Source organism: Allobosea sp. 05T422_2, from assembly GCF_056396265.1.
This window is the reverse complement of the sequence record NZ_JBFTLD010000068.1, coordinates 1-25,599: the sequence shown is the minus strand read 5'-3', so window position 1 is coordinate 25,599 and position 25,599 is coordinate 1. Positions and strand designations below refer to the sequence as shown.

Annotated in this window: 21 protein-coding genes and 1 pseudogene; 15 read left to right on the top strand and 7 right to left on the bottom strand. The window is 64.8% G+C overall.

All coding sequences use genetic code 11. The annotated features are described in order from the left end of the window. Positions 1–290: 290 nt before the first annotated feature. The 6 genes from AC1DJT_RS14425 to AC1DJT_RS14400 all read left to right on the top strand — a co-directional run bounded on the left by AC1DJT_RS14425 (position 291) and on the right by AC1DJT_RS14400 (position 6,895). Positions 291–1,193 carry an amino acid ABC transporter permease gene (locus tag AC1DJT_RS14425; RefSeq protein ID WP_441504264.1) on the top strand — a complete coding sequence of 301 codons (903 nt, stop codon included), beginning with the start codon at positions 291–293 and terminating at the stop codon, positions 1,191–1,193. 10 nt (positions 1,194–1,203) lie between these two features. Next, on the top strand, positions 1,204–1,968 hold the full coding sequence (locus AC1DJT_RS14420) for an amino acid ABC transporter ATP-binding protein (protein ID WP_441487809.1): 765 nt from the start codon (positions 1,204–1,206) through the stop codon (positions 1,966–1,968). Between the two features lie 20 nt (positions 1,969–1,988). Continuing rightward, positions 1,989–2,819 (top strand): ABC transporter substrate-binding protein, encoded by an 831-nt coding sequence (locus AC1DJT_RS14415; protein WP_476834291.1) that lies wholly within the window; start codon positions 1,989–1,991, stop codon positions 2,817–2,819. 124 nt (positions 2,820–2,943) lie between these two features. Further along, positions 2,944–4,341: an argininosuccinate lyase gene (gene argH, locus AC1DJT_RS14410; protein ID WP_441504262.1), complete on the top strand. Its 1,398-nt coding sequence runs from the start codon at positions 2,944–2,946 to the stop codon at positions 4,339–4,341. A gap of 86 nt (positions 4,342–4,427) precedes the next feature. Beyond that, positions 4,428–5,537 carry an aminotransferase class I/II-fold pyridoxal phosphate-dependent enzyme gene (locus tag AC1DJT_RS14405; protein WP_441487806.1) on the top strand — a complete coding sequence of 370 codons (1,110 nt, stop codon included), beginning with the start codon at positions 4,428–4,430 and terminating at the stop codon, positions 5,535–5,537. A 5-nt stretch (positions 5,538–5,542) separates the two neighbouring features. Continuing rightward, positions 5,543–6,895: a M20/M25/M40 family metallo-hydrolase gene (locus tag AC1DJT_RS14400; RefSeq protein ID WP_476834290.1), complete on the top strand. Its 1,353-nt coding sequence runs from the start codon at positions 5,543–5,545 to the stop codon at positions 6,893–6,895. A gap of 65 nt (positions 6,896–6,960) precedes the next feature. Here the strand turns inward: AC1DJT_RS14400 and AC1DJT_RS14395 are convergent, their stop codons facing one another. The 4 genes from AC1DJT_RS14395 to AC1DJT_RS14380 all read right to left on the bottom strand — a co-directional run bounded on the left by AC1DJT_RS14395 (position 6,961) and on the right by AC1DJT_RS14380 (position 13,016). Next, positions 6,961–7,932, bottom strand: a complete 972-nt coding sequence (locus AC1DJT_RS14395; RefSeq protein ID WP_476767662.1) for a Rossmann-fold NAD(P)-binding domain-containing protein — start codon at positions 7,930–7,932, stop codon at positions 6,961–6,963. Further along, positions 7,925–8,542 carry a helix-turn-helix transcriptional regulator gene (locus AC1DJT_RS14390; protein ID WP_441487803.1) on the bottom strand — a complete coding sequence of 206 codons (618 nt, stop codon included), beginning with the start codon at positions 8,540–8,542 and terminating at the stop codon, positions 7,925–7,927. The genes AC1DJT_RS14395 and AC1DJT_RS14390 overlap by 8 nt, the downstream gene beginning before the upstream one ends. Positions 8,543–8,567: 25 nt before the next feature. Further along, on the bottom strand, positions 8,568–9,683 hold the full coding sequence (locus tag AC1DJT_RS14385; protein ID WP_476767661.1) for an aminotransferase class I/II-fold pyridoxal phosphate-dependent enzyme: 1,116 nt from the start codon (positions 9,681–9,683) through the stop codon (positions 8,568–8,570). Positions 9,684–9,968: 285 nt separating this feature from the next. Continuing rightward, positions 9,969–13,016 carry an aminotransferase class III-fold pyridoxal phosphate-dependent enzyme gene (locus AC1DJT_RS14380; RefSeq protein WP_476834289.1) on the bottom strand — a complete coding sequence of 1,016 codons (3,048 nt, stop codon included), beginning with the start codon at positions 13,014–13,016 and terminating at the stop codon, positions 9,969–9,971. A 146-nt stretch (positions 13,017–13,162) separates the two neighbouring features. On the opposite strand from AC1DJT_RS14380, the gene AC1DJT_RS14375 reads away from it, so the two are divergent. Then, the gene (locus AC1DJT_RS14375) at positions 13,163–13,591 is read left to right on the top strand and encodes an Lrp/AsnC family transcriptional regulator (RefSeq protein WP_476834288.1); all 429 of its coding nucleotides are present in this window, start codon (positions 13,163–13,165) and stop codon (positions 13,589–13,591) included. A 58-nt stretch (positions 13,592–13,649) separates the two neighbouring features. Here AC1DJT_RS14375 and AC1DJT_RS14370 read toward each other — a convergent pair whose 3' ends face one another. Then, complete coding sequence (locus AC1DJT_RS14370) at positions 13,650–14,189, bottom strand: phosphatase domain-containing putative toxin (protein WP_476767659.1); 540 nt, start codon at positions 14,187–14,189, stop codon at positions 13,650–13,652. 186 nt (positions 14,190–14,375) lie between these two features. Here AC1DJT_RS14370 and AC1DJT_RS14365 point away from each other — a divergent pair, with 186 nt between their 5' ends. From AC1DJT_RS14365 to AC1DJT_RS14355, 3 genes are read left to right on the top strand one after another with little or no spacing between them, the layout of a single operon-like run. Beyond that, entirely contained in the window at positions 14,376–15,470 is a 1,095-nt protein-coding gene (locus AC1DJT_RS14365) for an amino acid ABC transporter permease (RefSeq protein ID WP_476767658.1), read from the top strand. Between the two features lie 2 nt (positions 15,471–15,472). Beyond that, on the top strand, positions 15,473–16,570 hold the full coding sequence (locus AC1DJT_RS14360; RefSeq protein ID WP_476834287.1) for an amino acid ABC transporter permease: 1,098 nt from the start codon (positions 15,473–15,475) through the stop codon (positions 16,568–16,570). A gap of 25 nt (positions 16,571–16,595) precedes the next feature. Beyond that, on the top strand, positions 16,596–17,282 hold the full coding sequence (locus AC1DJT_RS14355) for a GntR family transcriptional regulator (protein ID WP_476834286.1): 687 nt from the start codon (positions 16,596–16,598) through the stop codon (positions 17,280–17,282). Here AC1DJT_RS14355 and AC1DJT_RS14350 read toward each other — a convergent pair. Together AC1DJT_RS14350 and AC1DJT_RS14345 are read right to left on the bottom strand one after the other, a co-directional pair. Next, positions 17,258–17,722 carry a protein-tyrosine phosphatase family protein gene (locus AC1DJT_RS14350; protein WP_441504254.1) on the bottom strand — a complete coding sequence of 155 codons (465 nt, stop codon included), beginning with the start codon at positions 17,720–17,722 and terminating at the stop codon, positions 17,258–17,260. The genes AC1DJT_RS14355 and AC1DJT_RS14350 overlap by 25 nt on opposite strands. A gap of 354 nt (positions 17,723–18,076) precedes the next feature. After that, on the bottom strand, positions 18,077–19,120 hold the full coding sequence (locus AC1DJT_RS14345; RefSeq protein ID WP_476834285.1) for a transporter substrate-binding domain-containing protein: 1,044 nt from the start codon (positions 19,118–19,120) through the stop codon (positions 18,077–18,079). Between the two features lie 513 nt (positions 19,121–19,633). Between AC1DJT_RS14345 and pepT the strand changes: the two genes are divergently transcribed. From pepT to AC1DJT_RS14320, 5 genes and pseudogenes are all read left to right on the top strand, one after another. Next, positions 19,634–20,890: a peptidase T gene (gene pepT, locus AC1DJT_RS14340; RefSeq protein ID WP_476834284.1), complete on the top strand. Its 1,257-nt coding sequence runs from the start codon at positions 19,634–19,636 to the stop codon at positions 20,888–20,890. 321 nt (positions 20,891–21,211) lie between these two features. Beyond that, positions 21,212–22,039, top strand: a complete 828-nt coding sequence (locus AC1DJT_RS14335; protein ID WP_476834283.1) for a helix-turn-helix transcriptional regulator — start codon at positions 21,212–21,214, stop codon at positions 22,037–22,039. Positions 22,040–22,353: 314 nt separating this feature from the next. Then, on the top strand, positions 22,354–24,426 hold the full coding sequence (locus AC1DJT_RS14330; protein ID WP_441504250.1) for a TonB-dependent siderophore receptor: 2,073 nt from the start codon (positions 22,354–22,356) through the stop codon (positions 24,424–24,426). A gap of 11 nt (positions 24,427–24,437) precedes the next feature. Beyond that, a complete protein-coding gene (locus AC1DJT_RS14325; RefSeq protein ID WP_441504249.1) occupies positions 24,438–25,295 on the top strand; it encodes an alpha/beta hydrolase in 858 nt (285 codons plus the stop codon). Next, positions 25,292–25,599: pseudogene (locus tag AC1DJT_RS14320) on the top strand (ABC transporter substrate-binding protein); the annotation flags it as partial. The gene AC1DJT_RS14325 and the pseudogene AC1DJT_RS14320, both read left to right, overlap by 4 nt.

Here is a 25,599-nt window from a genome sequence, read left to right as displayed (position 1 = left end):
GATCGAACGGGCGGCGAAGAGCACCGACGCCTGGATTGCCGACGGCGGCCTCGACCGGCCGGGMGCTCTTGCCCATTTGAGCACACACAAGCACTCGGGATCACAGGGTGAATGCGGCAGCGTGCTCTCTCATTGAGGCCGCTCCTCTCGAAGAATCCTAGCGCGTCAAGCGCGAGGCAGCGCGCTTGACACCCATGCCTCAGATTAGACAAAAATATTTGATTTGGAATTTACAGTCCATCTACCGCCTGTTATGGCTCCCGCAACGATCGGGAAGATCGGGGGGATGAATGGCTGCCGACAGGGTTGTTTGCCGGAAGGGCGCGATTTACGGCGACGAGATCCTGGAGGTCGCGGCGCTTCCCACGATCCGCAGACGCCATTACGGCCGCGTCGTCGGCGTCGCCCTGATCGTCGTCGCCCTGGCCTTCATCGCCAAGGCCTTCTCCGAGGGCCAGATCGAATGGAAGATCGTTGGCCAGTTCTTCACGGCCCCGGCCATCCTCTTCGGCCTTCTCAACACGATCTGGATGACCTTGTACGCGATGGCGCTGGGCATCGTGCTCGGCGTGATCTTCGCGATCATGTACATGTCGCCCAATCCCGTGATCAGCCGCTGCGCGGTCGCCTATATCTGGTTCTTTCGCGGCACGCCGCTGCTGCTCCAGCTTCTGCTCTGGTTCAACCTCGCTCTGGTCTTCCCCACCATCTCGATCCCCGGACTCTTCGAAGCCCGCATGGTCGACGTGATGACACCCTTCGTCGCGACGCTGCTTGGGCTCGGCCTGAATCAGGGCGCCTACACGGCGGAGGTCGTGCGCGGCGGCATTCTCTCGGTTGATACGGGCCAGGTCGAGGCGAGCAAGAGCATCGGCATGACGCCGCTGGCGACGCTGTTCTACATCGTGCTGCCGCAGGCGATGCGGGTCATCGTGCCGCCGGTCGGCAACGAGGTCATCAGCATGGTCAAGCTGACCTCGATCGCCAGCGTGATCGGCTATAGCGAAGTCCTGCGCAACTCACAGGACGTCTATTACGCGAATGGCCGCGTCATCGAGCTCCTGATCGTCACCGCGTGCTGGTATCTCGCGGTCGTGACCTTGCTCCAGATCGGCCAGCACTTCATCGAGCGCTATTTCTCCAAGGGTTATACCCGGCGCAACGGGGTGCCCGCTCCGGCTGCGTCGGCGTGAGGTGGCCATCATGAACGAGATGGTCCGCGCCGCCGGCGTCAACAAGGTCTTCGGAACATTCGCAGCACTGAAGGACGTCTCGCTTGCGGTCTCGCGCGGCGAGGTGACCTGCATCATCGGCCCCTCGGGCTCGGGCAAGAGCACGTTCCTGCGCTGCATCAACCAGCTTGAGCGCCCCGATTCCGGTGCGATCGTCATCGACGGCGAGCTCATCGGCTATCATCGCACCAAACAGCACCTGCTGGAGCTCGCCGACAAGGAGGTTGCCCGGCAAAGGCTGATGACCGGCATGGTCTTCCAGCGCTTCAACCTCTTCGCGCATCTGACGGCACTGCAAAACGTGATGCTCGGGCCGATCAAGGTCCAGGGCAGACCGCGGCGCGAGGTCGAGAAGGAAGCGGTGACGCTGCTTGAGCGGGTCGGTCTCGCCGATAAGCGTTTCAACTATCCCAGTGAACTCTCCGGCGGCCAGCAGCAGCGCGTCGCGATCGCCCGCGCGCTGGCAATCCAGCCGAAGCTGCTGCTTTTCGACGAACCGACATCGGCGCTCGACCCCGAACTGGTGGGTGAAGTCCTGAACGTCATGCGCGATCTGGCCCGCTCCGGAATGACCATGATCGTGGTGACGCATGAGCTCGCCTTCGCCCGCGAGGTCGCCGACCATGTCGTCTTCATGGATCAGGGCGCCATCGTCGAACGAGGTGCCCCCGGCGCCATCCTCGTCGATCCGCAGCACCCCCGGACACAGAACTTTATCAAAGCGGTCCTGAAGTGACCGAGCAGGAGGAAAGCCCCATGAAAAGATCGATTGCCCTTGGCGCCGGGTTGGCAGCGCTGCTCGCCTGCTCAGTTGCCCATGCCGACGACTCGCTCACGAAGGTCAAGCAGGCCGGCAAGCTCGTCATCGCGACGATGCCGAACTATCCGCCGATCACCTACAAGGATCCCGCCACGAGCAAGCTGACCGGCTTCGACATCGACCTCGGCGAGGCCATTGCCGCAGAGCTCGGCCTCAAGGTCGAGTGGCAGGAAATCGCCTTCGCCCAGATGCTCCCCTCGCTCCAGACCGAGCGCGTCGACACAGCTCTCGCCGGAATGAGCGACACCGTTCCGCGGCGCGAGATCGTCGACTTCGTCGACTATATGCGCTCCGGCACCCAGTTCTATACGGGCGCCCAGCAGGCAGCCAAGATCAAGACCCCGGCCGATCTGTGCGGCAAGAAGGTCGGCGCCAGCCGCAGCACCAACAACCCGCAGCGCATCGCCGAATGGAGCACCGCAAACTGCGAGTCCAAGGGAGCGCCTGCGATCACCGTGGTCGGCACCGAAGGCTCGGTCGACGCGCGCAACCAGCTCAAGACCCAGCGCATCGACGCCTCCGTGCAGGGCAATGAGACCCTGCCCTATTTCCAGGCAATGGAGCCGAACACCTATGTCCTGCTCGGCGAACCCTTGACCGAGGAGATCACCGGTCTGCCGGTGCTGAAGACGAAGCCGGCACTGCGCGATGCCATCAAGGATGCGCTCGACAGGCTGGTGAAGAACGGCACCTATGCCAAAATCCTGGACAAATACGGCCTCGCCCGGAACGGTATGAGCGAGATCAAGATCAACAGCGMCAAGTGACACCCAATAGGTGACACGCAAAGGGGCGGCGCCTGCCGCCCCTTTCGCCTATCCCCCGCCTGAGCCTTGCCCTGTCTGTGCGGGGCTCAGGCCACCACGTTCTGAACAACAGGAAGCTGAAGAGATGTCGGAGCAGAAGAGTGGYGCCAACAAGATGTGGGGCGGACGCTTCACGACGGCGCCGGCGGAGATCATGAAGAAGATCAATCCGTCGATCGGCTTCGACTATCGCCTCTACCGGCAGGACATCGCCGCCTCGAAGGTCCATGCCCGGATGCTGGCGCGGCAGGGCATCATCGGCGAGACGGACAACGAGACAATCCAGGCAGGGCTCGACCAGATCCTCCGGGAGATCGAGGAGAGCCGCTTTACCTTCAGCGTCGATCTCGAGGACATTCACATGAATGTCGAGGCGCGGCTGAAGGAGATCGTCGGCGAGCCGGCGGGCCGGCTTCATACCGCTCGCAGCCGCAACGACCAGGCCGTCACCGACGTCCGCCTGTGGATGCGCGATGCGATCGACGGGCTCGATGCGGTCGTGCAGGAACTGCAGCGCGCCCTGATCGAACGCGCCGGCGAGCATGTCGAGACCCTGATGCCGGGCTTCACTCATATGCAGGTCGCGCAGCCCGTTACCTTCGGCCACCATCTCATGGCCTATGTCGAGATGTTCGGCCGCGACCGGCAGCGGCTGGCAGGTGCTCGCGAGCGCACCAATATCTGCCCGCTGGGCGCCGCCGCCCTGGCCGGAACCGCCTTCCCCATCGACCGGCATTTCACGGCCGAGCAACTCGGCTTCTCCGCCCCGACCGAGAACTCGATGGATTCGGTCGCCTCGCGCGATCACATCGTCGAGCTGCTGTTTTGCTGCTCGATGCTGGCCGTGCATCTCTCGCGCATCGCCGAGGAGATCACCTTGTGGTGCAGCGACGGCTTCCGATTCATCGCCCTGTCGGACGCCTTCACGACCGGCTCCTCGATCATGCCGCAGAAGCGCAATCCCGATGCGGCCGAACTCGTACGCGGCAAGACCGGGCGTGTCGTCGGCTCGCTGAATGCCCTGCTCATGACCGTCAAGGGTCTGCCCATGACATTCATGAAGGACATGCAGGAAGACAAGGAGCCCATGTTCGACGCATTGGAGACAGTCCAGCTCTGCGCCGAGGCCACGACCGGCATGATACGCGACCTGACCGTCCGCCCGGACCAGATGCGCAGCTTCCTGGAACGCGGCTTTCCGACCGCGACGGACCTCGCCGACTGGCTCGTTCGCGAGGGCGGCATCCCCTTCCGCGACGCCCATCACATCACCGCCAAGGTCGTCGCCAGGGCCGAGGCCAAGGGCTGCACCTTGAGCGCGCTTGATATCGAGAGCATGCGGGACGTCGATCCGCGCATCACCGAGAAGGTCTACTCGGTGCTTGCGCCGGAGCATTCGGTGAACAGCCGCCGCAGCTATGGCGGAACCTCGCCGGATGTCGTGCGGGAAGCGATCGCACGGGCAAACGCGCGCTGGCTGTGACGCCCGGCATCTGCGCGAAACCAGGGGGAAGTGCTGCCGTTCCGCAGTGAGCCTGCAGCCTTTCCGTTCGATGGAAGGAATGAGCCTTGAAATTCGATATCTTCCAGATGGAGCGCAATCAGACGCTCTTCGAGAACGAGGTGGAGATCAATCTCACCGAGAGCGGCGTTCATCCCTGGGCGATCGAGGACATCCTCCCGCCAAGCGAGATGCAGGACCTGCTCAAGCTGCCATTGGGCTATGGCTGGACCGATGGCCGGCCTGACCTGAGGGCGAATATCGCCTCATGGTATCCGGGAGCCGGGCCGTCCAACGTTCTCGTGACCAATGGCTCCTCCGAGGCGACGATGATCGCGCTGATGACGCTCGTCGAGCCCGGCGAGCGCATCGTCTTTGCCGTCCCCAATTTCATGCAGGTGGATGGTCTTGGCCGCGCACTCGGATTCGACGTCCAGCGACTTGAACTGAGCGGTGACAATGGCTGGCAGTTCGACCCCGCCAGCCTCGATGCGGCCGCGGCGGGAGCCAAGGTCATCGCCGTCACCAATCCGGCCAACCCGACCGGCAGCGTGCTGACGCAGGAAAGCCGCGACGCGCTTGTCGCTGCGGCAAGGCAGAGCGGTGCCTGGCTGCTGGTCGACGAGATCTATCGCGGAGGCGAGATCGACGGGCCTGAAACCCGGACGCTCTGGGGCACCTATCCGCGACTGGTGGTGACGAGCAGCCTGTCGAAATCCTTCGCCTGTCCGGGCCTGCGCCTCGGCTGGATCGTCGCACCAGTCGACGTGGTTGCCGGCGCCGCGGAACGTCAGGACTATACGACGATCGGCAGCGGCATCCTGAGCCAGATCCTTGCGGCAGCAGTCATGAAGCCCGATACGCGCAGCCGTCTCCTGTCGCGTGGCCGCGACCTGCTGCGAACCAATGCCAATCTCGTCGGCGACTGGATGTCGCGTCATCCCGGCTGGTCGTGGAAGCGGCCGGAGGCGGGCGGCATGGCCTTCCTGCGCTATCCTCTCAACCTGCCGTCCGAGGAATTCTCCCGCCTGCTTCGTGAGGAGGAGAGCGTCTTCGTCGTCGCCGGCAGCTGGTTCGGGATCGAACAGCACATCCGGATCGGCATCGGCGTGCCGACCGAAACGCTCGCCGAGGGGCTGAAGCGCCTCGACCGGTTTCTGGTCCATCACGCGGGGTGAATGCGGTGGATGACGCGGTCAGCCGTGGACGGGACGATCTGGCCCGTCTCGTTGCCATTCCCTCGGTCAGCGCCGAGGGACGCGGCCTGAACGAGGCGGCGACCCTCGTCCGGGATCTGCTCGACGACGCTGGCTTCGTCACCGAGATCCACCCTGGCTCGGTCGGTCCCTTCGTCGTCGGCACGGCTGGCGAGGGACCGCTGACCGTCGTGATCTACAATCACTCCGACGTGCAGCCGGAGGGTGACGCGGCGCTCTGGCTGAGCCCGCCCTACACCCTGACGGAACGCGATGGCCGCCTCTATGGCCGCGGCGCGGCCGATGACAAGGGCGAATTCGCCAGCCGTCTTGCCGGCTGGCGCCGCTTCCAGGCCCAGCAGGGCGGGCCGCTTCCGTTCCGGCTGATCTGGATCGTTGATGGCGAGGAGGAGATCGGCAGTCCTTCGCTCGATGGCTTCCTGGCGAAGCGCTTCGCCGGCGAGCGCGCCGATCTGTGCTGGTGGGAATTCGGCGAGATCGATGCCTCCGGCCGGCCTGTCATCCTGTGCGGTTTCAAGGGCATCACCGCGATCGAGCTGCGCTGCCGCACCGCGAGGGGCGACCTGCATTCGAGCTACGGGGCGGTCTACGACAATGCGCTCTGGCGCATCTGCGCCGCTGTCGCCTCGATGCGCGACGCCGCGGGGCKGATCACGATCGATGGCTTTTATGACGATGTGCGGGCGCCCTCGGCTGCGGAGCGCGCTACCGTACTGCCGCCGCCCTTCTCGCTTGCCAGCGTCAGTGCTGCGACGGGCGGGGAGCGTACGCTGAACGGCGTCGGCGACCAGAACTTCTTCTCCGCGATGAATTTCGCTCCCTGCCTCAATGTCAATGGCATCGGCGGCGGCTATCAGGGCGAGGGAGCCAAGACCGTGCTGCCCGCGGAGGCTTTCGCCAAGCTCGATTTCCGACTTGTGCCAGATCAGACCCCGACGCGCATCGTCGAGCTCGTGCGAGACCATCTCGCGCGCCTCGGCATGGCGGATGTCGAGGTCATCGTTCACGACGCMATCGTCAGGCCGGTGCGCAGCGACGCGGGTCACTGGTTCGTGGCCGCCTGCGCGGAGATTCTCGAAGCTGAATTCGGCCGCCCCGCGATCGTCCAGCCGAGTTCCCCGGCGTCCGGCACCGCCCATCCCTTCATCGACCATCTCGGCACCGATGTGTTCGGGATCGGCCTCACCCACCACGGGGCGCAGTTGCACGCGCCGAACGAAAACATCGAGATCGATCATTTCGAACGGATGGTCGCGGCGTCGTGCGCCATCTTCAGGATGCTGGCGCGCCGTGCGAATGCGGACCAGGCCGCCATCTAGCGCGACCTGTAATTTGCCGGCTTCCCGTGGTCGAGACACCTGATCTCCGGTGCCCGCAGACACTATCAGGCACCGGGCCTCGGCGAGGCGCCGCAGCCTTCGAGGACGACGCGCGCGATCGCGATGTCCTGAACGGCAAGCCCGGTCAGATCAGCAATCGTGATGTCGCGGGCGTCGTTGCGTCCGATCGCGCGCCCGGCAAGGACCGCACCAAGTTCAACGCAAGCCCTGCGCTCGATCAGTCCGTCGCGGGCCGCGGCGGCAAATTCGCCATGGTCGAGGCATTGATCGAGGGAATCGGCGATTCTGATATCGGCTGCCGCGACGAGGCCGCTCTCGAGCTCCTGCTTGCCCGGCGCATCAGCCCCCATGGCCGTGATATGTGTGCCCGGGCGAATCCATGCCGCCTTGAGCAGGGGGCTCGTGGCCGGCGTCGTGGTGATGATGGCATCCGCCTCGGCACACAGAGCCTCGGGCGATGTCGCGAGGGTAACAGCAATGCCTTCGCCCAGCAGCTCCGCCTGCACCGCCTCGGCGCGCTCCGCCGAGCGCGCCCAGATCGCGAATTGCGGCGCCCGTTCGCGCATCAGATGCGCGGCGGCACGGATCTGAAAGCGGGCCTGCGTGCCGGCACCGACAATGCCGATGCGACGCGCGTCGCTGCGGGCTCCGGCTCTGGTCGCGATGGCACCGGCGAGCGCGGTGCGCAGATCGGTCAGCCACCCCTCGTCACGCAAGATCGCCACGACCGCACCGGTCTCGGCCGAGAGAGCGATCATCATGCCGCTGCTGGTCGGCAGGCCGCGCCTCGGATTGTCGTAGAAACCGGTCGCGATCTTCACCACGAAGATCGGATCCCCCGTGATGTGACCGAATTTGATATGGCAGTCGCCGTGATGCGCGGGAAAGCCGAGATAGCCGACGGGCGGCATCTGCACCCGTCCCGCCGAGGCGGCCTTGAACCCCTCCTCCAGCGCCACGACGGCCCGGTCGAGATCAATGGCGGCTTCGATCTGGGCCCGCGCCAGATCAAGCATCGGTCGGTCCGTTCGCTTGGTTCAGATAGTTGTAGACGGTGGCGCGCGCGAGCCCGAGGACGCGCGAGATATAGGCTGCAGCATTGCGCCCGCCAAAGGCGCCGCTCGCGGCAAGATCGGCCACCAGTTGCCGCTTCTGCTCGCGGCTCAGCGCGGTCACGATCAGGCCGCGCTCCTGCGTCCATTGCTGGACATACTCGTTGATGCGCTCATGCCAATCCTCCTTGAACAGGACAGGCGGCTTGTCGGCTCCCGCGGGCACGGCCACGAGCGCGCCGAGCGTCTGCATCACGGCGTGGAAATGCGAGACGTCGACATTGATGCAGAGCACGCCGATCGCCGCGCCATTCGCGGTGAGGACGACGCTGATCGATTTGATCCGGCGGCCGTCCCAGTTGATCTTCTCGTAGGGACCGATCGTCGTCTCGGCCTCGTCGAAACCGATCTCGTTCAGGAGCGATGGCTCGCCCAGGACGCGCTGCGAGAAGTTGCCGGCGATATGGACCACGGTCTGCGAGCCGAGATCGTGCAGCACGACCTCGGCATAGGGACGGAACAGCAGGGCGACGGCGTCGCAGATCGGCGCATAGGCCATGAGTTCGGTCGGCATGATCCAGGTCCTTGGCAGCCCCGGTCTAGCGCGGCTGCGACTTCAGATAGTCGCTCAGGCGTTCGAGACCGGCCTCCAGATGGTCGCCCGGAGCCCCGATTCCGATACGGATATAGCCGTCGAGACCGTAGACGTCTCCGGGCAGGAGCATGATGCCGCGTTCTTCGCGCAGCCGATGCACGAGTTCCGTCGAGTTCATCGAATGCGCATATTTCACGAAGGCCATGCCGCCGGCCTTGGGCGGAACGAAGGAGAAGAACTCGCTGTTGCGCTCGACCCAGCTCGTCAGGAGCGCCAGGTTCTGTCTCAGGATGGTCTTGCTGCGCTGGAGGATCTCGGCGCGCTTGGCCGGCTCGACGACGATGCGGGCGACATACTCGCTGATCGCGCTCGTGGTGATCGAGGTATAGTCCTTGCGCTGCCAGGCGGCGTAGATATCGGCGGTAGGGCCGACCAGCCAGCCGATGCGCAGGCCCGGCAAGGCCATCGCCTTCGACAAGCCGCTGGTGATGATCGCCTTCTCGTAGAGATCGGCAAAGCTGGGCGGTTCATCACCCTCGAGCTCGGCGCCCTTGTAGACCTCGTCGGCATGCAGATAGGTGCCGTTCTGGCGGGCAATGGCGACGAGCCCGTCCATCGTTTCGCGCGAGAGCAGGCTGCCGGTCGGGTTGTTCGGGTGACAGATCGTCATCAATTTGGTGCGTGGCGAAACGGCCTTGCGGACGTCGTCGAGATTCGGGGTCCAGCCCAGTTCCTCGCGCAGCGCGACTTCCTTCACCGTGACCCCGATGGCCCGGGCCCAACCCCAGATCTGCAGATAGTTGGGCACAAAGACGACGATCTCGTCGCCGGGCTCGAGCAGCGACATTACCATCAGGAAATTGGCCTCGGCCGAGCCATTGGTGACGATGACCTCGTCGGATGTCCGGCCGCGATAGAGCCGCGCCACCGCTTCGCGCAACTCGACGGCCCCGTTCGTCCAGCCATAGCCCAGTTCGACATCGAGCAACGCATTGCGCTGGCCTTCGTCGAGCAGCCCGTTCAGGCTGTAGGGGTGAACGCCGCTATCCGAGAGATTGAACTCAACGGTGTTCTCGTAAAGCGACTGGATCCGCTCCAGGCTGAATTCTTCGATCTTCATGACGCTCGTCCAAACGCGGGTTCGAGCTGTCTAGCATATGGGGTAAAGACAAAACAGTCTAAATTAGAAGCATTGTCTAATTTGATGGATCCTGGGCCGCTCGAGCCCCTCTTCGCGACGGAGCCGATACACCGTCGTCGGCGTCTCGCGCAGGAATTCGCGTTTTCGCCATCGCAGCCGGGCTGCACAGGCGCGCCCCAAGATTGCCCCGGCGGAGGTTGCCCACCGCCGTGCCTGTTTCAGCGAGCGACGCGCCTCGCCCGCTCGGTGCGCCGATCAGAGGCTTCAGCCCAGCGTGTCGCGCATCGCCTCGTCGAGGGTCTCGAGCAGGATGTCTGCATGCTCGCGCCGGAAGGTCATGGGCGGGCGCAGCTTGATGACGTTGTCGAAGGGGCCGTCGGTCCCCATCAGCACTCCGAGCTCCCTGGCCCGATTGACGATGGCCGAAGCGGGTTCGCCGGCATGATCCTTGGTTGCCCGATCCCGCACGAGTTCAAGGCCGAGGAACAGGCCGCGCCCGCGCACGTCGCCAATGACCGAATGACGGTCCATCAACTTGCGCATGCCGGCGAGGAGATAGTCTCCCTGCTCCACGGCGTTCGGCAGAAGACGCTCGTCTTCGAGTACATCGAGGACAGCGAGCCCCGCCGCGCAGGACACGGGATTGCCGCCGAATGTATTGAAATACTCCATCCCGTTGGCGAAGCGTTCCGCGATCTCGCGGCGCATCGCGACAACGGCAAGGGGATGACCGTTGCCGATCGGCTTGCCCATCGTGACGATGTCCGGCACGACACCGTGCTCCTCGAAGGCCCACATCGATTGGCCCACGCGGCCGAAGCCCACCTGGACCTCATCCGCGATRCACAGGCCACCAGCGCGACGAACGGCATCGTAGATCGCACCGAGATATCCCGGCGGCAGGAAGACCTGCCCGGCGACGCTTGGGATCGTTTCGGCGATGAAGGCGGCGGGCGCATGCCCGTCCTTCACGAGCCGGTCGATGATCTCGCAGGCATGCTCGCCATAGCGCTTGCCGATCTCGCCCTCCGGCCACTCCGCCGGCGCGCGATAGGGATCCGCGACGGGCAGCACATGCGTATGCTCCGGCCGCCCGCTGCCTCCCTTGCGCTTGAACTTGTAGGGGCTGATGTCGATCAGGCCCTGTGTGTGGCCGTGATAGGCCCAGTCCAGGACGATCATGTCGCGTCGCCGCGTATAGGCTCGGGCCGCGCGCAGCGCGAGTTCGTTCGCCTCGCTCCCCGTGCACACCACGAAGAACGTATCAAGCTCACCCGGCAGCGTCTTCGCCAGGCGCTCCGTGTAGTCGATGATGTTGTCGTGGAGATAGCGCGTGTTGGTGTTGAGGCGCTGGGCCTGCCGCGTGATCGCATCCACCACGCGCGGGTGGCAATGCCCGATATGGGCGACGTTGTTGTAGCAATCGAGATGGGCCCGGCCGGTCTCGTCGATCAGCCAGACATCTTCGCCGCGAACCATCTTGAGCGGCCTGCGATAGGACAGCGACAGATTTGGGCCCAGTCGCTTCTTGCGCGCCGCCTGCAGGGCATCCTTTTCCTGTCCGGTCCTGTCGAAGGTCTCCGGCGGCAGGCCCGCGAAATCATAGGGCGAAGGAAAGAGGTCGTTCCAGACGCCGGGAAAAGCCGACTCGCCAACGCCCGGAATGACGCTGACGTCATCATAATCCGCGGCGACGAGCTGCAGATGGAGATGCGGTATCCAGCCGCCATTCTCTGCATAGTCGCCAAGCCGCGCCACACAGGCGCCGGCCGGCAGATCCTCGCCGACGCGGCGCTCGCGAACCGACGCATGATCCAGGTGACCCCAGAGGCTCCGGAAGCGCAAGCCGGGTTCGGGCTCATGCTCGAGCAGCAGGAGCCCGCCATAATCTTGCGGCGCAGGATTGATCGTGGCCGCCACCACCCTTGCCGGCAGCGGGGTAAAGAGCGGCGCACCCGCAGGCGCGAAGATATCGAGGCCGAGATGGATGTTCCGGCGCGCGCCGTCGATCAKGGTCGAGTCGAAAAAGGGCGCCGTATAGACGGTGCGCAGTTCGCCATACGGCCCGAGGCCGAGCGTAAAGCCGTGTTCCCTCTGCAGATCGGCATAGGCCCGGTCCGCGGCAGCATGATCCTGCGCCGCGCTCGCCCGCGCCAGCGGCGCCTCGGGATTGCCGAGATCGACCACATGCTTCTGCTGGCGCGCCGGATGCGGGTGCATGAGCGGCGCCAGCGTCCGGCGGTTTGCGGCCATCCAGCCCCGCAGGCGTCCAGCCCCGGGCGTCGCCTCGAGGCCACAGGCGTTGCGCAGGATCGCCGTGGCGATACGGCGATCGACCTTGCCGAGCCGCTCCAGGAGAGTCCAGGCCGGCCTTTCGCTGACGAGGAGATAGGGATTCTCGATCGCTTCGGCATGACGCGTCGCCGAAATCGACACGCTCACCGCCAACCGTGCGGCGATCAGATCGAGCAGGATCTCGAACTCGGCGTCCTGCAGCGGCAGTTCCGCGTGATAGCCCGCAGTGATCATGGCGGCTGTTTCGATCGGGCTCTTCTCGTCGAGCATCGCATACGTGCAGGCGACGGCGAGCTCGGCGATAAGCGGCGAATGGGCCGCGTCACCAAAATCGATAAGACCCGCGATCGCGCCCTTCTCGGGATCAGCGACCAACAGGTTCCAGTCATTGGCGTCATTGTGGATGACACCATGGCGCAGGCGCCGGAGCGTCGGCGCGACCCCGGAATCATAGGTGTCGAGCACCTTCTCCAGGCAGCGCCGCTGTGCCGCATCGGACACATGGGACAGGCGCTGGCGCGCCCGCGGCGTCTCGCGGATCTCCCAATCGAAGGCGACATGCGCACCGGGATGACCGAAGCTGCCGAGCACCCGGTCGAGCTGCCCGAGGACACGGCCGATGTCGCGCAGCGTTTCCGGCGTCTTGGCAACCTCGGCCAGCGGCGTGCCGGGGAGATAGGAGACGAGACGGACACAATGACGCTCGCCGCCGCGGCCGGTCAAAAGGCCGAATTCCAGCCCATCGCGCGTCGGCATCACACGCGGCGTCGGCAAGCTCGGATCGTTGATTTCGACGTGCCGCAGCAGCGCGGTCTGGAATTCGATCGCCGTGAGCGGCTCGGCCCCATTGACGATCTTCAGGATGAAACGCTGCCCATCGTCCGCCCGCACGTCGAAATTCTGGTCGCGCTCACTGGGCAGGCCATCAAGGCGGCCGACAACGCCGAAGCGTTGCCGCAAGACCTCCGCCGCCTCGTCGAGGGAGAATGTCGGGCGTGGGTGGTTGACGAAGGTCATCGCAGGCTTTCCGAATTGTCGCTCTGCCATCAATCTGACATTGATGCGGTGGCGGCCGCGCTGCTCCAATCGGCGGTTTTGCCGCCATTGTGGCGGTAGCAACCTGCTATCGCCGCCACACGGATATCTGCGAGCCCTTGATGGCGATGGACGAGACGAACGCGAAGATTCTGCGGCTGCTCCAGGACAATGCGCGGCTGCCGATCAAGACGATTGCGGGAAGCGTCGGGCTCGCCCGCAGCTMCGTGCGCGAGCGCATCGCCAAGATGGAGACCGACGGCACCATCCGCGGCTACACGGCAACCGTCATGGAGGGCCGTTCGGGTGTTGACGCATTCCGCGCCTTCCTGATCATCCGCCTCACCAAGACGCCGGCACGCGACACGGTGGATCGGATTGCCGTGCTCCCGGCGGTCAGGCGGTGCTACTCGATCGGCGGCGAGATCGACGTCATCGCCGAAATCGAGGCGGAGACGACCCGGGCGTTGAACTCCGTGCGTGACGAGATTGCGTCGATGCCGCATGTCGCCGACCTGACGACGGCAATCGTGCTCGCAGACGAGAAGCCAGCCTGAGCGATCGACGGACGCCGGCGGTCAGCTCTTCGTCACGCCCGCGCCGCGACAGCCCGCATCACATGCGAGACCGCGCATGAGCGATCAGGTACTCGACCTGCGCGGGCGTCTCGATCGCGCCGGCTGCGTGTTCATGCCGGATTTTCGCGATCGCGGCCTCGGCTTCGAGGCCGCATTCGATGAGCAGCAGCGCTGCTACCGTCCCGGTGCGCCCAAGCCCCGCCTTGCAATGGATGGCCCAGTTCTCCCCCGCCGCGAGGCGACGCAACAGCGCAAGCTTCTGCCAGTCCTCGGCGAAGGCCGCAGTCGGCGCGCTGTAATCGGGAATGGCTGCATGGGCCCACTCCAGTCCGGCCTCCCGGACAGCCACGGAAAACAGCTTCTGCTCGCAAGGCAGCTCATGCGCCTCGACGAGACTGAGGAGCCCACCGGCTCCGAGCCTGGCGAGATGATCGAGATCCTGGGCGAGAGCCAGCACGGGATCGGCGCCTGGCAAGGGGCGCCCTCGCCACGATCCCGGACAAGGGGCCAGCACCAGCTTTCCGGCGATCCCGGGCAGCGCGATGATCGATGCTGGCTTCGAAGCTGACTTGTCCAAGCAGACCCCTCCGGGCCGCGCGCAAAGCGCGCAACGCCCATCAATTGACTCAGTGATATAGCTGTGTACAGCTATATCACTATGGAGTCCATGTCAGCCCCTCCGCCCAACACAGTGAGTTCCATGCCGCCTCCGCCACGGACGAGGCGTGAGCGGCTCGCGGCCGTGCTTTGGCCGGCGGCGACAATGCTCGGGATCGCCCTTCTCGGTCTCCTCGCGGCTCGCAACGTCTCTGCGAACCTTGCGGCTGCGGGAATGGAAATCGACTTCTCGTTCCTCTGGCAGGAAGCGGGTTTCGATGTCAGCGAAAGCCTGATCGGCTATTCGCCCCGCGACACCTACGCTCGTGTGCTGCTCGTCGGCATCTTGAATACCCTCGCCGCGGCGGCCCTCATCCTCGTCCTGGCAAGCGGCATCGGGCTGTTCGTCGGCATCGCCATGACCAGTTCCAACTGGCTCGTGCGCACGTTGGCGGGCACCTATGTCGAGTTGCTCCGCAATCTGCCGAAGCTCCTGATCGTGATCGCGCTCTATGTGGCGATGGTGCGCAACCTGCCCCATATCCGCTCGGCCTGGACCAGCCCCTTCGGCGCGATGCTGAGCAATCGCGGTCTCGTGCTGCCCTGGCCGATCATCGAGCAGGGCGGCCAAGCGCTTTCTATGGCAGCCTGCCTCTGGCTCGCAGGCGCGTTTCTGTGGCTCCGCGCCGCCCGGCTGCACCAGGACCGCACAGGCAAGCGCCGCCCGGTCTTCCTGCCTGTGCTCGCTGCCGCGGCGAGCCTCTACGCGGCGCTCGACCTGACAGGGACACTCCATGTCACCTGGTCTGTGCCGAAGCTGGCGGGCTTCAATGTCACCGGGGGCGTGAGCCTGTCCTTGCAGTTCACCGCGCTAGTGGTGGCCCTGTCGGTCTATCACGGCGGGCAGATCGGCGCGATCGTGCGCGGCGGCATCATCGCCACTTCGCACGGACAGCGCGAGGCAGCACAGGCGCTCGGCCTCGACTGGTTGAAGACGATGCGGCTCATCGTGCTGCCCCAGGCACTGCGCGTGATCACGCCGCCGCTCGGCAATCAGTACTCCAACCTGCTGAAGAACACCTCGATCGCGCTGGCGATCGGATACTCCGATTTGATCAGTGTCGTGAGCACATCGGTGAATCAGACATTCCGCCCGATCGAACTGATGGCGCTCGTGGCCGCCTTCTTCCTGATCGCGAACCTGCTGATCTCGGCCTTGGTGAACTGGTGCGACCATGCCTTCCGGCTGAAGGCGCGCTGAGAATGACGCTGACAGTCGAGACGATCGCCCGCGCGAATACCCCTCCCCGGAAGGGGCTCGCGCCCATGCTGGGCTGGTTGCGCCAGAATCTGTTTTCGAGCTGGTGGAACACGGTGCTGACTGTCGTCACGCTCGCTCTCCTGGTCCTGTTCGCCTGGAGCGCGCTGACCTGGGTGGTGCTCGAGGCGGTCCCGTTTTCCGGCAGCCGGGCCGAATGCCTGAATGCCACGGGAGCCTGCTGGGCATTTCTCAGCGAGAAGGCCAATCTCGTCCTAACCGGGACCTACCCGGCCGCCGAGCGCTGGCGCGCGCAACTCGCCAGCGGCCTGATCATCGTGACGATCCTCGTCTTTGCACTTGTTCCGATGAGGCTTGCGATCCGGGCAGCCATGGTCGTGGGCACTGCTGTGCTCTCCTACCTGCTTCTGCGCGGAGGCTTCGCTGGCMTGCCCTTCGTCGAATCCCACCGCTGGAACGGCCTGCCCCTCATCCTGTTCCTGTCTGCCTTCACGATGGCGGCAGCATTTCCGCTCGGCATCCTGCTGGCGCTGGCTCGCTGGTCGCAGCATCGCGCGCTGAACCTTGCCGCCGTCTCCTATATCGAGACGGTGCGCGCCATTCCGATGGTCGCGGTCTTGTTCGCCGGCATTTTCGTATTGCCGCTGCTGCTGACGCGCGGCGCGACCATAGAGCCCGTCGCCGCCATCCTGATCGTGCTGACCCTCTTCTATGCGGCCTATTTCGCCGAGGACATTCGCAGCGGGCTGCAGGCGCTGCCCAAGGGGCAGATCGAGGCGGGAGCCAGCCTCGGCCTCACCGCCGCGCAACGCATTCGCCTGATCGTGCTGCCCCAGGCCTTGCGCACGGCCATCCCCGGCATGACGAACACGATTATCGGCAGCTTCAAGGACACCTCGCTCGTCGCCATAGTCGGCATGCATGATTTGCTTTCGACAGCCCGCATGGCATATGCCGATCCTCTCTGGCAGGCCTATGCTTTGGAGGCGAACATTGCGATCGGGCTGTTCTATTTCCTCTGCTGCTGGATGATCTCCGAACGAGCTCGGCGGCTCGGGCACGGCGCCGGCAAGCTCGGCTGAGACCGGCCTTGCGACAGGGAGAGCTATGACGATCGAACTCACCAGCCCCGAGGCGCAGCAGCTTCGCCAGATGGTCCGCTCGCGCAACGACGTGATCTTCGAGATCGTGCGCKACCGCATCTGCCTGCGTGAATATGACGAAGGGCATGTCATCCACGAAGCAGCACTCGCCGCGGAGTTCCACGTCAGCCGCACGCCGATCCGGCAGGTCCTGCAGCGCCTTGTCTACGAACAGCTCGCGGAGACGCGAAACGGCGTCGGCACCATCGTTTCCTATGTCGATCATCACGCTGTCGACATGCTGCGTTTCCGCATCGGCCTGACGGGTCTGATCGCCGATCTCGTGCCGCTGCAGCTCCCGACTTCGCTCCGGTCCGACTATGCGCGGTTGCGCTCATTGGCCGAGGGGCTGCGTGACACCTCCCCCGTCAAGGATGTCTGGGGCGTCTGGCGCGCCCATCACGAGGCGCGCAACGCCTTGATCGGCGACGAGGCGCTGCGCCAGATGGACGACATGATTTTCTTCCGCATCGCGCGAAGCTGGGTCAGCTGGCTGAAATGCGATCCGGAGCTCGTGCGCGCCCTGCTCGTGCAGGAAATCGCGGCGACCGCCGAGAAGACCGAAAGCCTGCCGGCATCGGAGCTGTTTCGCCTGCATGCGGCGCATCTCGAATTGCTGCTCGCACGCTATGGCGAGGACGATAGCAAGTAGGAGACCTGGGCCTCGCTTTCGATTGCGCCCGGCCGAGCCGAGCGCACCGCGGCGATCGCGTCCTGCGGCGGCATTCCGGTCTCGATGAGCACGCGCGCGGCCATCATGCCGCTGCGGCCATATCCAGCGAGACAACAGAAGGCGGCACCCCGGCCGAGGCTTAGCTCGCCAAGGATCGCCTGGGCCAAACGCGGCCAGTCCAATGTCTCGTCCGGCGCGGAAAAATCCAGGATAGGCGCGCAAACGAGGCGGATCCCGCGCAGCTCCGCAGCGCGTTGCAGATGTTCGCTGTCATCGGCATCGCATTCCGTCTGGTCCAGGAGGCTCACCAGGAGCGTCGTTCCCCTCGACTTCAGAACATCGAGAACCTGCTCCTGCTGATCCGCGTCGATGGTCCGTTCGCCCCGCCGGAGGATGACGAGCCCCGGCAGCGGCAACATGCCCACGGCTCCGGCATGCCCGCGGACCGTAACCCATACCGGCCCTTCCTCCATGCCCGCCCCCTGCAAACCTTGCCGGATCCAGTGTTCCGATCGGTGCCGACTAGAGGCAGATCAGGCGGAACTGTCCAGAACAATGGCATCGGCCGTCTCGGAAGAGCAGGCGACGGCGGTGCCGGAACGCATTCCGGCTCGCCGAGCGGTCGGCGAGCCGGAAGAAGGACACGCAGTCGCACTGCGGTTGAACGACGGCCTAGAGCATCGGCCCGAAAAGTGGATTGCGGTTTTCGGGAAAGCCGATGCAAAGACAAAGGGTTAGATCATCGGACTGGATACGATATCCGGTCCGATGATCTAGCGGACGGGGAACGCGAAGATCAGTCCGCCATCCCTGGCCAGGCGGTTCGGAGACGCTGAGCGGTCCATGGCGAGGGGCGAGCCCTTGCCGATATGCTTTTCGAAAACCTCGCCGTAATTGCCGACCTGCTTGATGATCTGCGCACTCCAGTCGGGACGCAGGCCAAGCTTCTTCGCCATGTCGGCAGTTTGCCCGGTCGGGGAGATCAACCGTTGCTCGTCGACTGGCAGATCCTTGAGCGAGGCGAGCTTGGCATCGATATTCTGCGAGGTGACACCGAATTCCTCGGCGGCGATCATGATCTGGACGCCCCAGAACAGCGTCTTCTCCAGCTCCGTATCCGGGCGCGACACAAGGGYGAGCGGCTCGGTGGCTGAACGTTGGGGAACGATCACGTAATCGTCCGGCTTCGGTGCCAGCAGACGATCGGCGGCCAGGGCCGATACCGAGCTCGCCACCGCATCGCATTTTCCGGAGAAGAATGCCTGCAGGCGTGCGGTCTTGTCGGCGATGTTCTCGACCTTGTAGGGCAGCTTCGCGGTGCCGAACCAGTCGGCGAGATAAAGCAGCGTCGTCGAGCCTTCTTCGGCACAGACGGTCGCGCCGGACAGGTCAGCGAGCTTCGTCATGCCGAGGCTTTTCGGCACCATGAAGCCCTGCCCGTCATAGAAGGTGGTCGTCACGAAGGACACGCCGGGATCGGCGTCGCGGGTGCCGGTCGCGGTGATGCCGCGCGAGGCAATATGTGCGCTGCCGCTGATGATCGCCTTCAGGCTGTCGGAGAACCCGATGCCGCGCAGCTCGGCCTTGGCCCCATCGCCGAAGATCGCAGCCGCCGCCATGCGGCAGAAATCGACATTGAAGCCGCGGAATGCGCCCTGGCTGTCGGGGACGGAGAAGCCGGGTGAATTCGGATTGACCAGGCAGACGAACTTTCCGTCCTGCTTGATCTTGTCGAGGACCGGGCCAGCCTGTGCGCCCGGCGCAGCGGCAAGCAGAACGGCCGCGGACAAGGCCATGCGGAGCACGTGAAACGCCATATCAATCCCCCTCTTCCCTCTGGAAGCTTATAGCTATCTACCTGTATACAGCAACGCAGCAAACCGTCAAACCCACGGCATCGCTCGCGGCGCTTTCCGTCGCGATGCCTCCCCATTCTGAAGACCCAGATCGAAGAGCCCCTCCCGGGGGTTCCGGTATGGCGCCTGAATCGAGGGCGGCCAGACCGGGCCATGGCAGACCAACGATGGCCTGTGCCTCCTGGTCGGGCCTTGAAGAGGGCGGCAGTTGCGAGGACCGTTGCTGGCGCGTCGGGGCCTGCTCGTCCCGGTTCGGTGCACAATCGCGACGCCCCGCCACACCACCCGGATTGCGGCACACGAAGGGGAGACCAGCCGGGCCGCCCCTGTCCGGCAGCCGCCATTGCGCTTGGTTCGTCGCAGCGGGAGCAGCCAATGGCCGGCCGCGATCGCGCCGGTTGCTTTCGGGGAACGGAAACGCCGACATACCGCCTGACACGGCATCAGAGCCTCGAAGAGTCCAATGGAGCAGGAATGAGCATTCGCGAGCAACTGGTCGAACGATTCTTCCGCTATCTGGCGGTTGAGAGTCAGAGCGACGCCACAGCGACGACGCTGCCGACCACTCCGGGCCAGCAGCGGCTCGCCGCATTGCTTGCAGAAGAGCTGCGCGCACTTGGACTTGAAAGGGTCGTGCTTGACGACCACGCCACCGTCACCGCCATGAAGCCGGGCACGAGGCCGGGCGCGCCGAGGATCGGCTTCATCGCGCATCTCGACACGATCGACACCGGCCTCTCGCCGACGATCCGCCCGCGCATCCTGCGCTTCGAGGGCGAGGATCTTTGCCTGAACCCGGAAAGGGACGTCTGGCTGCGCGTGGCGGAGCATCCCGAGATCCGCTCCTGGGTCGGGCAGGACATCATCGTCGGTGACGGAACGAGTGTGCTCGGAGCCGACAACAAGGCCGCGATTGCCGTAATCATGACGCTGCTCGAGCAGCTCGGCGCCGGGAGCCAGCATGGCGACATCCTGGTCGCCTTCGTTCCTGACGAGGAGATTGGCCTGCGCGGCGCGAAGGCACTCGACCTCGCCCGCTTCGACTGCGATTTCGCCTATACGATCGATTGCTGCGAACTTGGCGAGGTCGTGATCGAGAATTTCAACGCCGCTGCAGGCGAGATCGTCTTCACTGGCGTTACCGCCCACCCGATGTCGGCGAAGGACATCCTCGTGAACCCGCTGCTGATGGCGCTCGACTTCATCAGCCAGTTCGACCGCGCGGAAACGCCCGAGCACACCGAGGGCCGCGAAGGCTATTTCTGGTTMAACGACATCGTCGCCAATGCCAGCGAGGCGCGCCTGCGCGTCTTGATCCGCGACTTCGACAGGGAGCAGTTCGAGCGGCGCAAACGGCGCATCCGCAAGGTTGCCGACCTGATTGCCGCGCAATATCCCAAAGGCCGTGTCGACTGCCAGGTGACCGATACCTACAGCAACATCCATGACAGCCTGGGCGATGACCGCCGCTCGGTCGACCTGCTCTTTGCGGCGCTGAAGGCACTGCAGATCGAKCCGAAGCTGATCCCGATGCGCGGCGGAACAGACGGCGCAGCGCTCTCGGCCAAGGGATTGCCGACCCCCAACTTCTTCACGGGCGCGTACAACTTCCACTCGCGCTTCGAGTTCCTGCCTGTTCCCGCCTTCGAGAAATCATGGGAGGTCGCGCGCATGATCTGCACCTTGGCAGCGCAATCAAACGGCCCACTCGAGGTAACCCGCCCGGATTGAACGGGTCCGCGCTGAGCGTCGTCGGTCGCAAAAGGGTTCATGCTCCCGACGACACCAGCGGGCAGATCGGATCGGGCGCCCGGACGCGTCCTGGCAAGGGGACCTTCGCCGGACGTCAGCGGCGCGCCTCGTCGCGCTCGACATCTACGCTGCCACGGCCGCCCGAACGGCAGACCGCGTGTAAGTCCAGGATCATTAGAATTCTTACAAACTATTGATATTGAAGAGATTTACGTTTCTCGTCTATGACGGATCCCAGGGTACGGATGCCATGGGGCAGGAATGGACGATAGGCTCGATCAGGATCGGTCGTCGGCTTCGATGCAGTTGTTCTCGAAGCGGCTGAAGGTGTCCGCCGGAACGTTTCGGCACGGGCGGGGCGAACAGGTCGTCGGGCCGATGAAGCGGGGGCTCAAGGTCGTCGTCATGCTGCAGGGACATCAGTCCTATGAGCTCGACGACAGGCCGCCTCTGACCATCAACAGCCCGATGCTGCTGGTCGCCGCCAATGACGGCGATCATGTCCAGAAACGGACCTGCCTGTCGGGCGAGGGCGTGCGCTGCGCGATCGTGCAGCTCGATGCCGACTTCGCGCAGGACGAACTCGGCGCCAGCTTCTCAGGTCTGATGGGACAGATGCAGGGCAGCKGGATCGGCCCGGGACTATGGGCGCGCGCTGCCGGCGCCGATCTGCGCGGGATCGCGCTGCAGATGGCGGAGTGCCAGATCGAAGGCGCGATGCGCAATCTCTACATGGCCGGGAAGGCGCTCGAACTCGCGGCCACAGTTGTGGACCAGATCGTCAACGAGCGGCCGCAGCGAGCCGCGCGGCTGTCGCCGCGAACGATCGAGCAACTGCGTGCGGCGCACGCTCTGCTTCTTCAATCGGCCCGCAATCCCCCGACACTGGGGGAACTCGCCAGGAATACCGGCCTCAATGTCACCAAGCTGACGGCTGGATTTCGTCAGCTCTACGGAGCGAGCGTTTTCGACTATCTCCAGGCCCATCGCCTGCAACAGGCCTACGACCTGATCCGCAGCGGCGAGAAGAGCGTCGCCGAGGCGGCCTACCACGTCGGATACAACCCTGCGCATTTCTCGGGGATTTTCCGGAAGCGCTTCGGCATTCTGCCCAGCACCTTGCGTTGACGCCGCTCTGCTGAAGTTCTGGCAACCGATTGGAAGGCTTCGAAACTCATTCGAAAGAAATACTGCGGGCAGCCAAAGTCGATCCGATTGCCCCGATTGTTGTGCTGGTCGAGAAGAAACCCGCAATACGGCGGGGCATCTCGATCATGAACACATGCAACTCGAACAAGGATGGATCTTGGTCGATCCGAGCAGCAGGCGCTCCTGTATGCTTCTGGCGTCGTGCCAGGACCGTGGCGCTCGCCAGCGTCGCTCTCAGTGTTCTTCCGGTCGCGCTCGCTGGTCCAGCCCTCGCTCAAAGCGAATCTCCCACCGTGTCGCTCGACACGATCGAAGTTCAAGGCGCGACGGAGAAGGCGAATGGGCCGGTCGACGGCTATATCGCGCGGCGCAGCGCCAGCGGCACCAAGACCGACACTCCCCTGATCGAGACGCCGCAATCGATCACGGTCATCCCGCGCGCCCAGATCGACGATCAGGCCGCGCAGAGCGTCGGCCAGGCGCTTCGCTATTCCGCCGGCGTCCTGGCGGAGACGCGCCTGTCCTCGGGTCGCTACGACAGCACCTTCATCCGAGGCTTTGGCGGTAGCGGTTCGAATGCAGGCTTCGTCAATTTCCAGGACGGCCTGCGTGTCCAACGCGGCGTCAATTTCCTCGTCCCGGCCATGGAAACCTACGGGCTGGAGCGGATCGAGGTGCTGCGCGGTCCGGCTTCCGTGATCTTCGGGCAGGTCAAGCCGGGCGGCCTAGTGAATCTGGTCAGCAAGCGCCCGACGGATCAAGCCTTTGGCGAGATCCAGGCTCAGATCGGCTCGCATCAGCGCCGCCAGCTCGCCTTCGACATCGGCGGGCCGGTGAACCCGGACAAGACGGTCCTCTACCGGATCGTCGGGCTCGGCAGGGCCGCAGATACGCAGGTCGATTTCACCAAGGAGGAGCGGGTCTTTATCGCGCCATCGCTGACCTTCCAGCCAAGCGCTGCGACGAGCCTGACCATCCTCACCTCCTTCCAGCGCGACCCGGAAACCGGCTTCTACGGCTTCATCCCGGCAGTCGGCAGCGCATTGCCTAACCGCTACGGCCGGATCCCCAGCAAGTTCTTCCCCGGCGAGCCCGCCTATGAGGGCTATAGCCGAAACCAGATCGCAGCAGGTTACGCGCTCGAGCACCGCTTCAACGATGTCTTCAGCTTCCGCCAGAATCTGCGGTTCACCGACCTCGAGTCGCGCTTCAGGACTGTCGCCGTGGCAAGCCTGGCCGCCGACCAGCGCACGCTCATGCGCCGCGTGACGGCGTCGAACGAGAAGGCCCGGACCTTCGGCATCGACAACCAGCTCCAGGCCGATTTCCGCACCGGTCCGCTGACTCACAAGGTCCTGCTCGGCGTCGACGGCTATTGGATGGACGGCACCGCCTTCACCGGCGCGGGTGGCACCGTCCAGACCCTCGATTGGGTCAACCCGGTCTATGGCCGCACGCCCTTTGCAACACCGGCCCTGCCCGGCACCACGCAGGAAACGACGCAGTTCGGCGTCTATCTCCAGGACCAGATCAAGCTCGACCGGCTCTCGCTCCTCATCGGCGGGCGCTTCGACAACGCCAGAAGCCGCACGCGCGCCCTCACCAATGGCGCACTGACGAAGCAGGACGACGACGCCACGACAGGCCGCGCCGCATTGATGTACAATTTCGACAATGGCCTGGCGCCCTATGCGAGCTATTCGACCTCGTTCGAACCGGTTGCGGGCACGACCTTTGGCGGCTCGCCCTTCAAACCGACCGATGGCGAGCAGTATGAGGTCGGCCTGAAATACGCGCCGCCCGGCTACGACGCCTTCATCCAGGCAGCCGTGTATCAACTGACCCAGAGCAATGTGCCGACGGCCGACCCCGCCAATGCGGGCTTCCAGATCCAGACGGGCGAGGTACGGGCGCGTGGTTTCGAGGTCGAGGGTCGGGCGAAGCTGTTCGACAGTCTCGAGCTGATCGCGGCCTATGCCTATACCGACGCCGAGGTGACGAAGAGCACCGGCGTCGACCTCGGCAAGAGGCCGACGGTGGTCCCCCGCAACATGGCTTCACTCTGGGGCCACTATACCTTCAAGACGGGCCTGTTTGCGGGCTTCGCCCTGGGCGGCGGCGTGCGTTATGTCGGCGAGGGCGCAGGTGATCCCGGCAACACCTTCAAGACGCCGGACTACACCCTGCTCGATGCGGCCATCAGCTATGATTTCGGTGTCCGGGCCCAGGCGCTGAAGGGCTGGAAGGTTCAGGTCAATGCCCAGAACCTGCTCGACAAGGACTATGTCGCGGGTTGCTACGCGCTGACCCAGTGCTCGTTCGGCCTTCGCCGAACGGTGCTTGCGACCCTGTCCTACAAATGGTGAGCCGCGACGGCATGGACGCCACGAGATTTCGCAACACAGCCGGCCCCGAGCTCCCGTCAGCGGAGCCCGCGACTCTGGCGCAGGCGCGTCAGCTGGACATCGTGGCAGGCCATGGCGAGATCTATCGGCTGCTGATCGCGATCCCGCCGGGTCCGGCACCGGCGGCCGGGTTTCCGGTGATCTATCTGGTCGACGGCAATGCTCTCTTTGCCACGGCCGTCGAGACGGCACAGCTCCAGGGTCGGCGGCAGGATGTGACAGGGGTCGACCCGGCGATCATCGTGGGCATCGGTTACCCCATCGACGCTCCGTTCGATGGTGCGCGCCGACAAGGCGATCTCCTGCCGGACGAGGGAGGTGCGGACCGGTTCCTCGACTTCATCGAGGAGAGCGTAAAGCCGGCGGTCGCAGCGCTCGCCGCCATCGACCCCAGCCGCCAGGCTCTGGTGGGGCATTCCTTCGGTGGCTTGTTCGCACTGCATGCGCTGTTCACGCGGCCTGAGCAGTTCAGGTCCTATGTCGCCGGCAGCCCTTCGATATGGTGGAACGATCGCGCGATCGAGGTCAGCGAGGCCAGTTTTGTCGCGCGCCGCCGCGATGGGCCCCTGCCGCGGCTGCTGATCACAGCTGGAGGCAGCGAGCAGGCACGCGACGCGCGCACCTCTCCGGAACGCGCTCAACGCCTGCATATGGCGCGCATGCTTGACAATGCTGCCGAAATGGCGCTGCGCCTGGCCTCGTCGCACCGCGTCGCGGTGGAGCATGTGATCTTCGACGGCGAGAACCACATCTCGGTCATCCCCGCGATGCTGGCCAGGGCGGTTTCGTTCGCGATCGCCGGCACCGCCGGCCGGGAGACGACGGCATGAGCCAGGTACGGATCTCGTCGCGCGAGCTGCGGCCATTTGCGTGGGTTCTGGGCCTCGTGCTGACGCTGTTTGCGTTGACGGCGGCCGGCCCGGCCCCGGCCGCTCCCGTGACGGTGACGGATGTGCTCGGTCGCACGGTGACCTTGCCGGGCCCGGCCAAGCGCATCGTGCTGGGGCAGGGTCGCCAGCTCAATGCGCTGGGGCTCATTCATCCCGACCCGATCAGCCTGCTTGTCGGCTGGGGCAATGACTTCCAGCGCCAGATGGGCGAGGCCTATGCGCTGTACCGCGCGCGGTTCCCCGC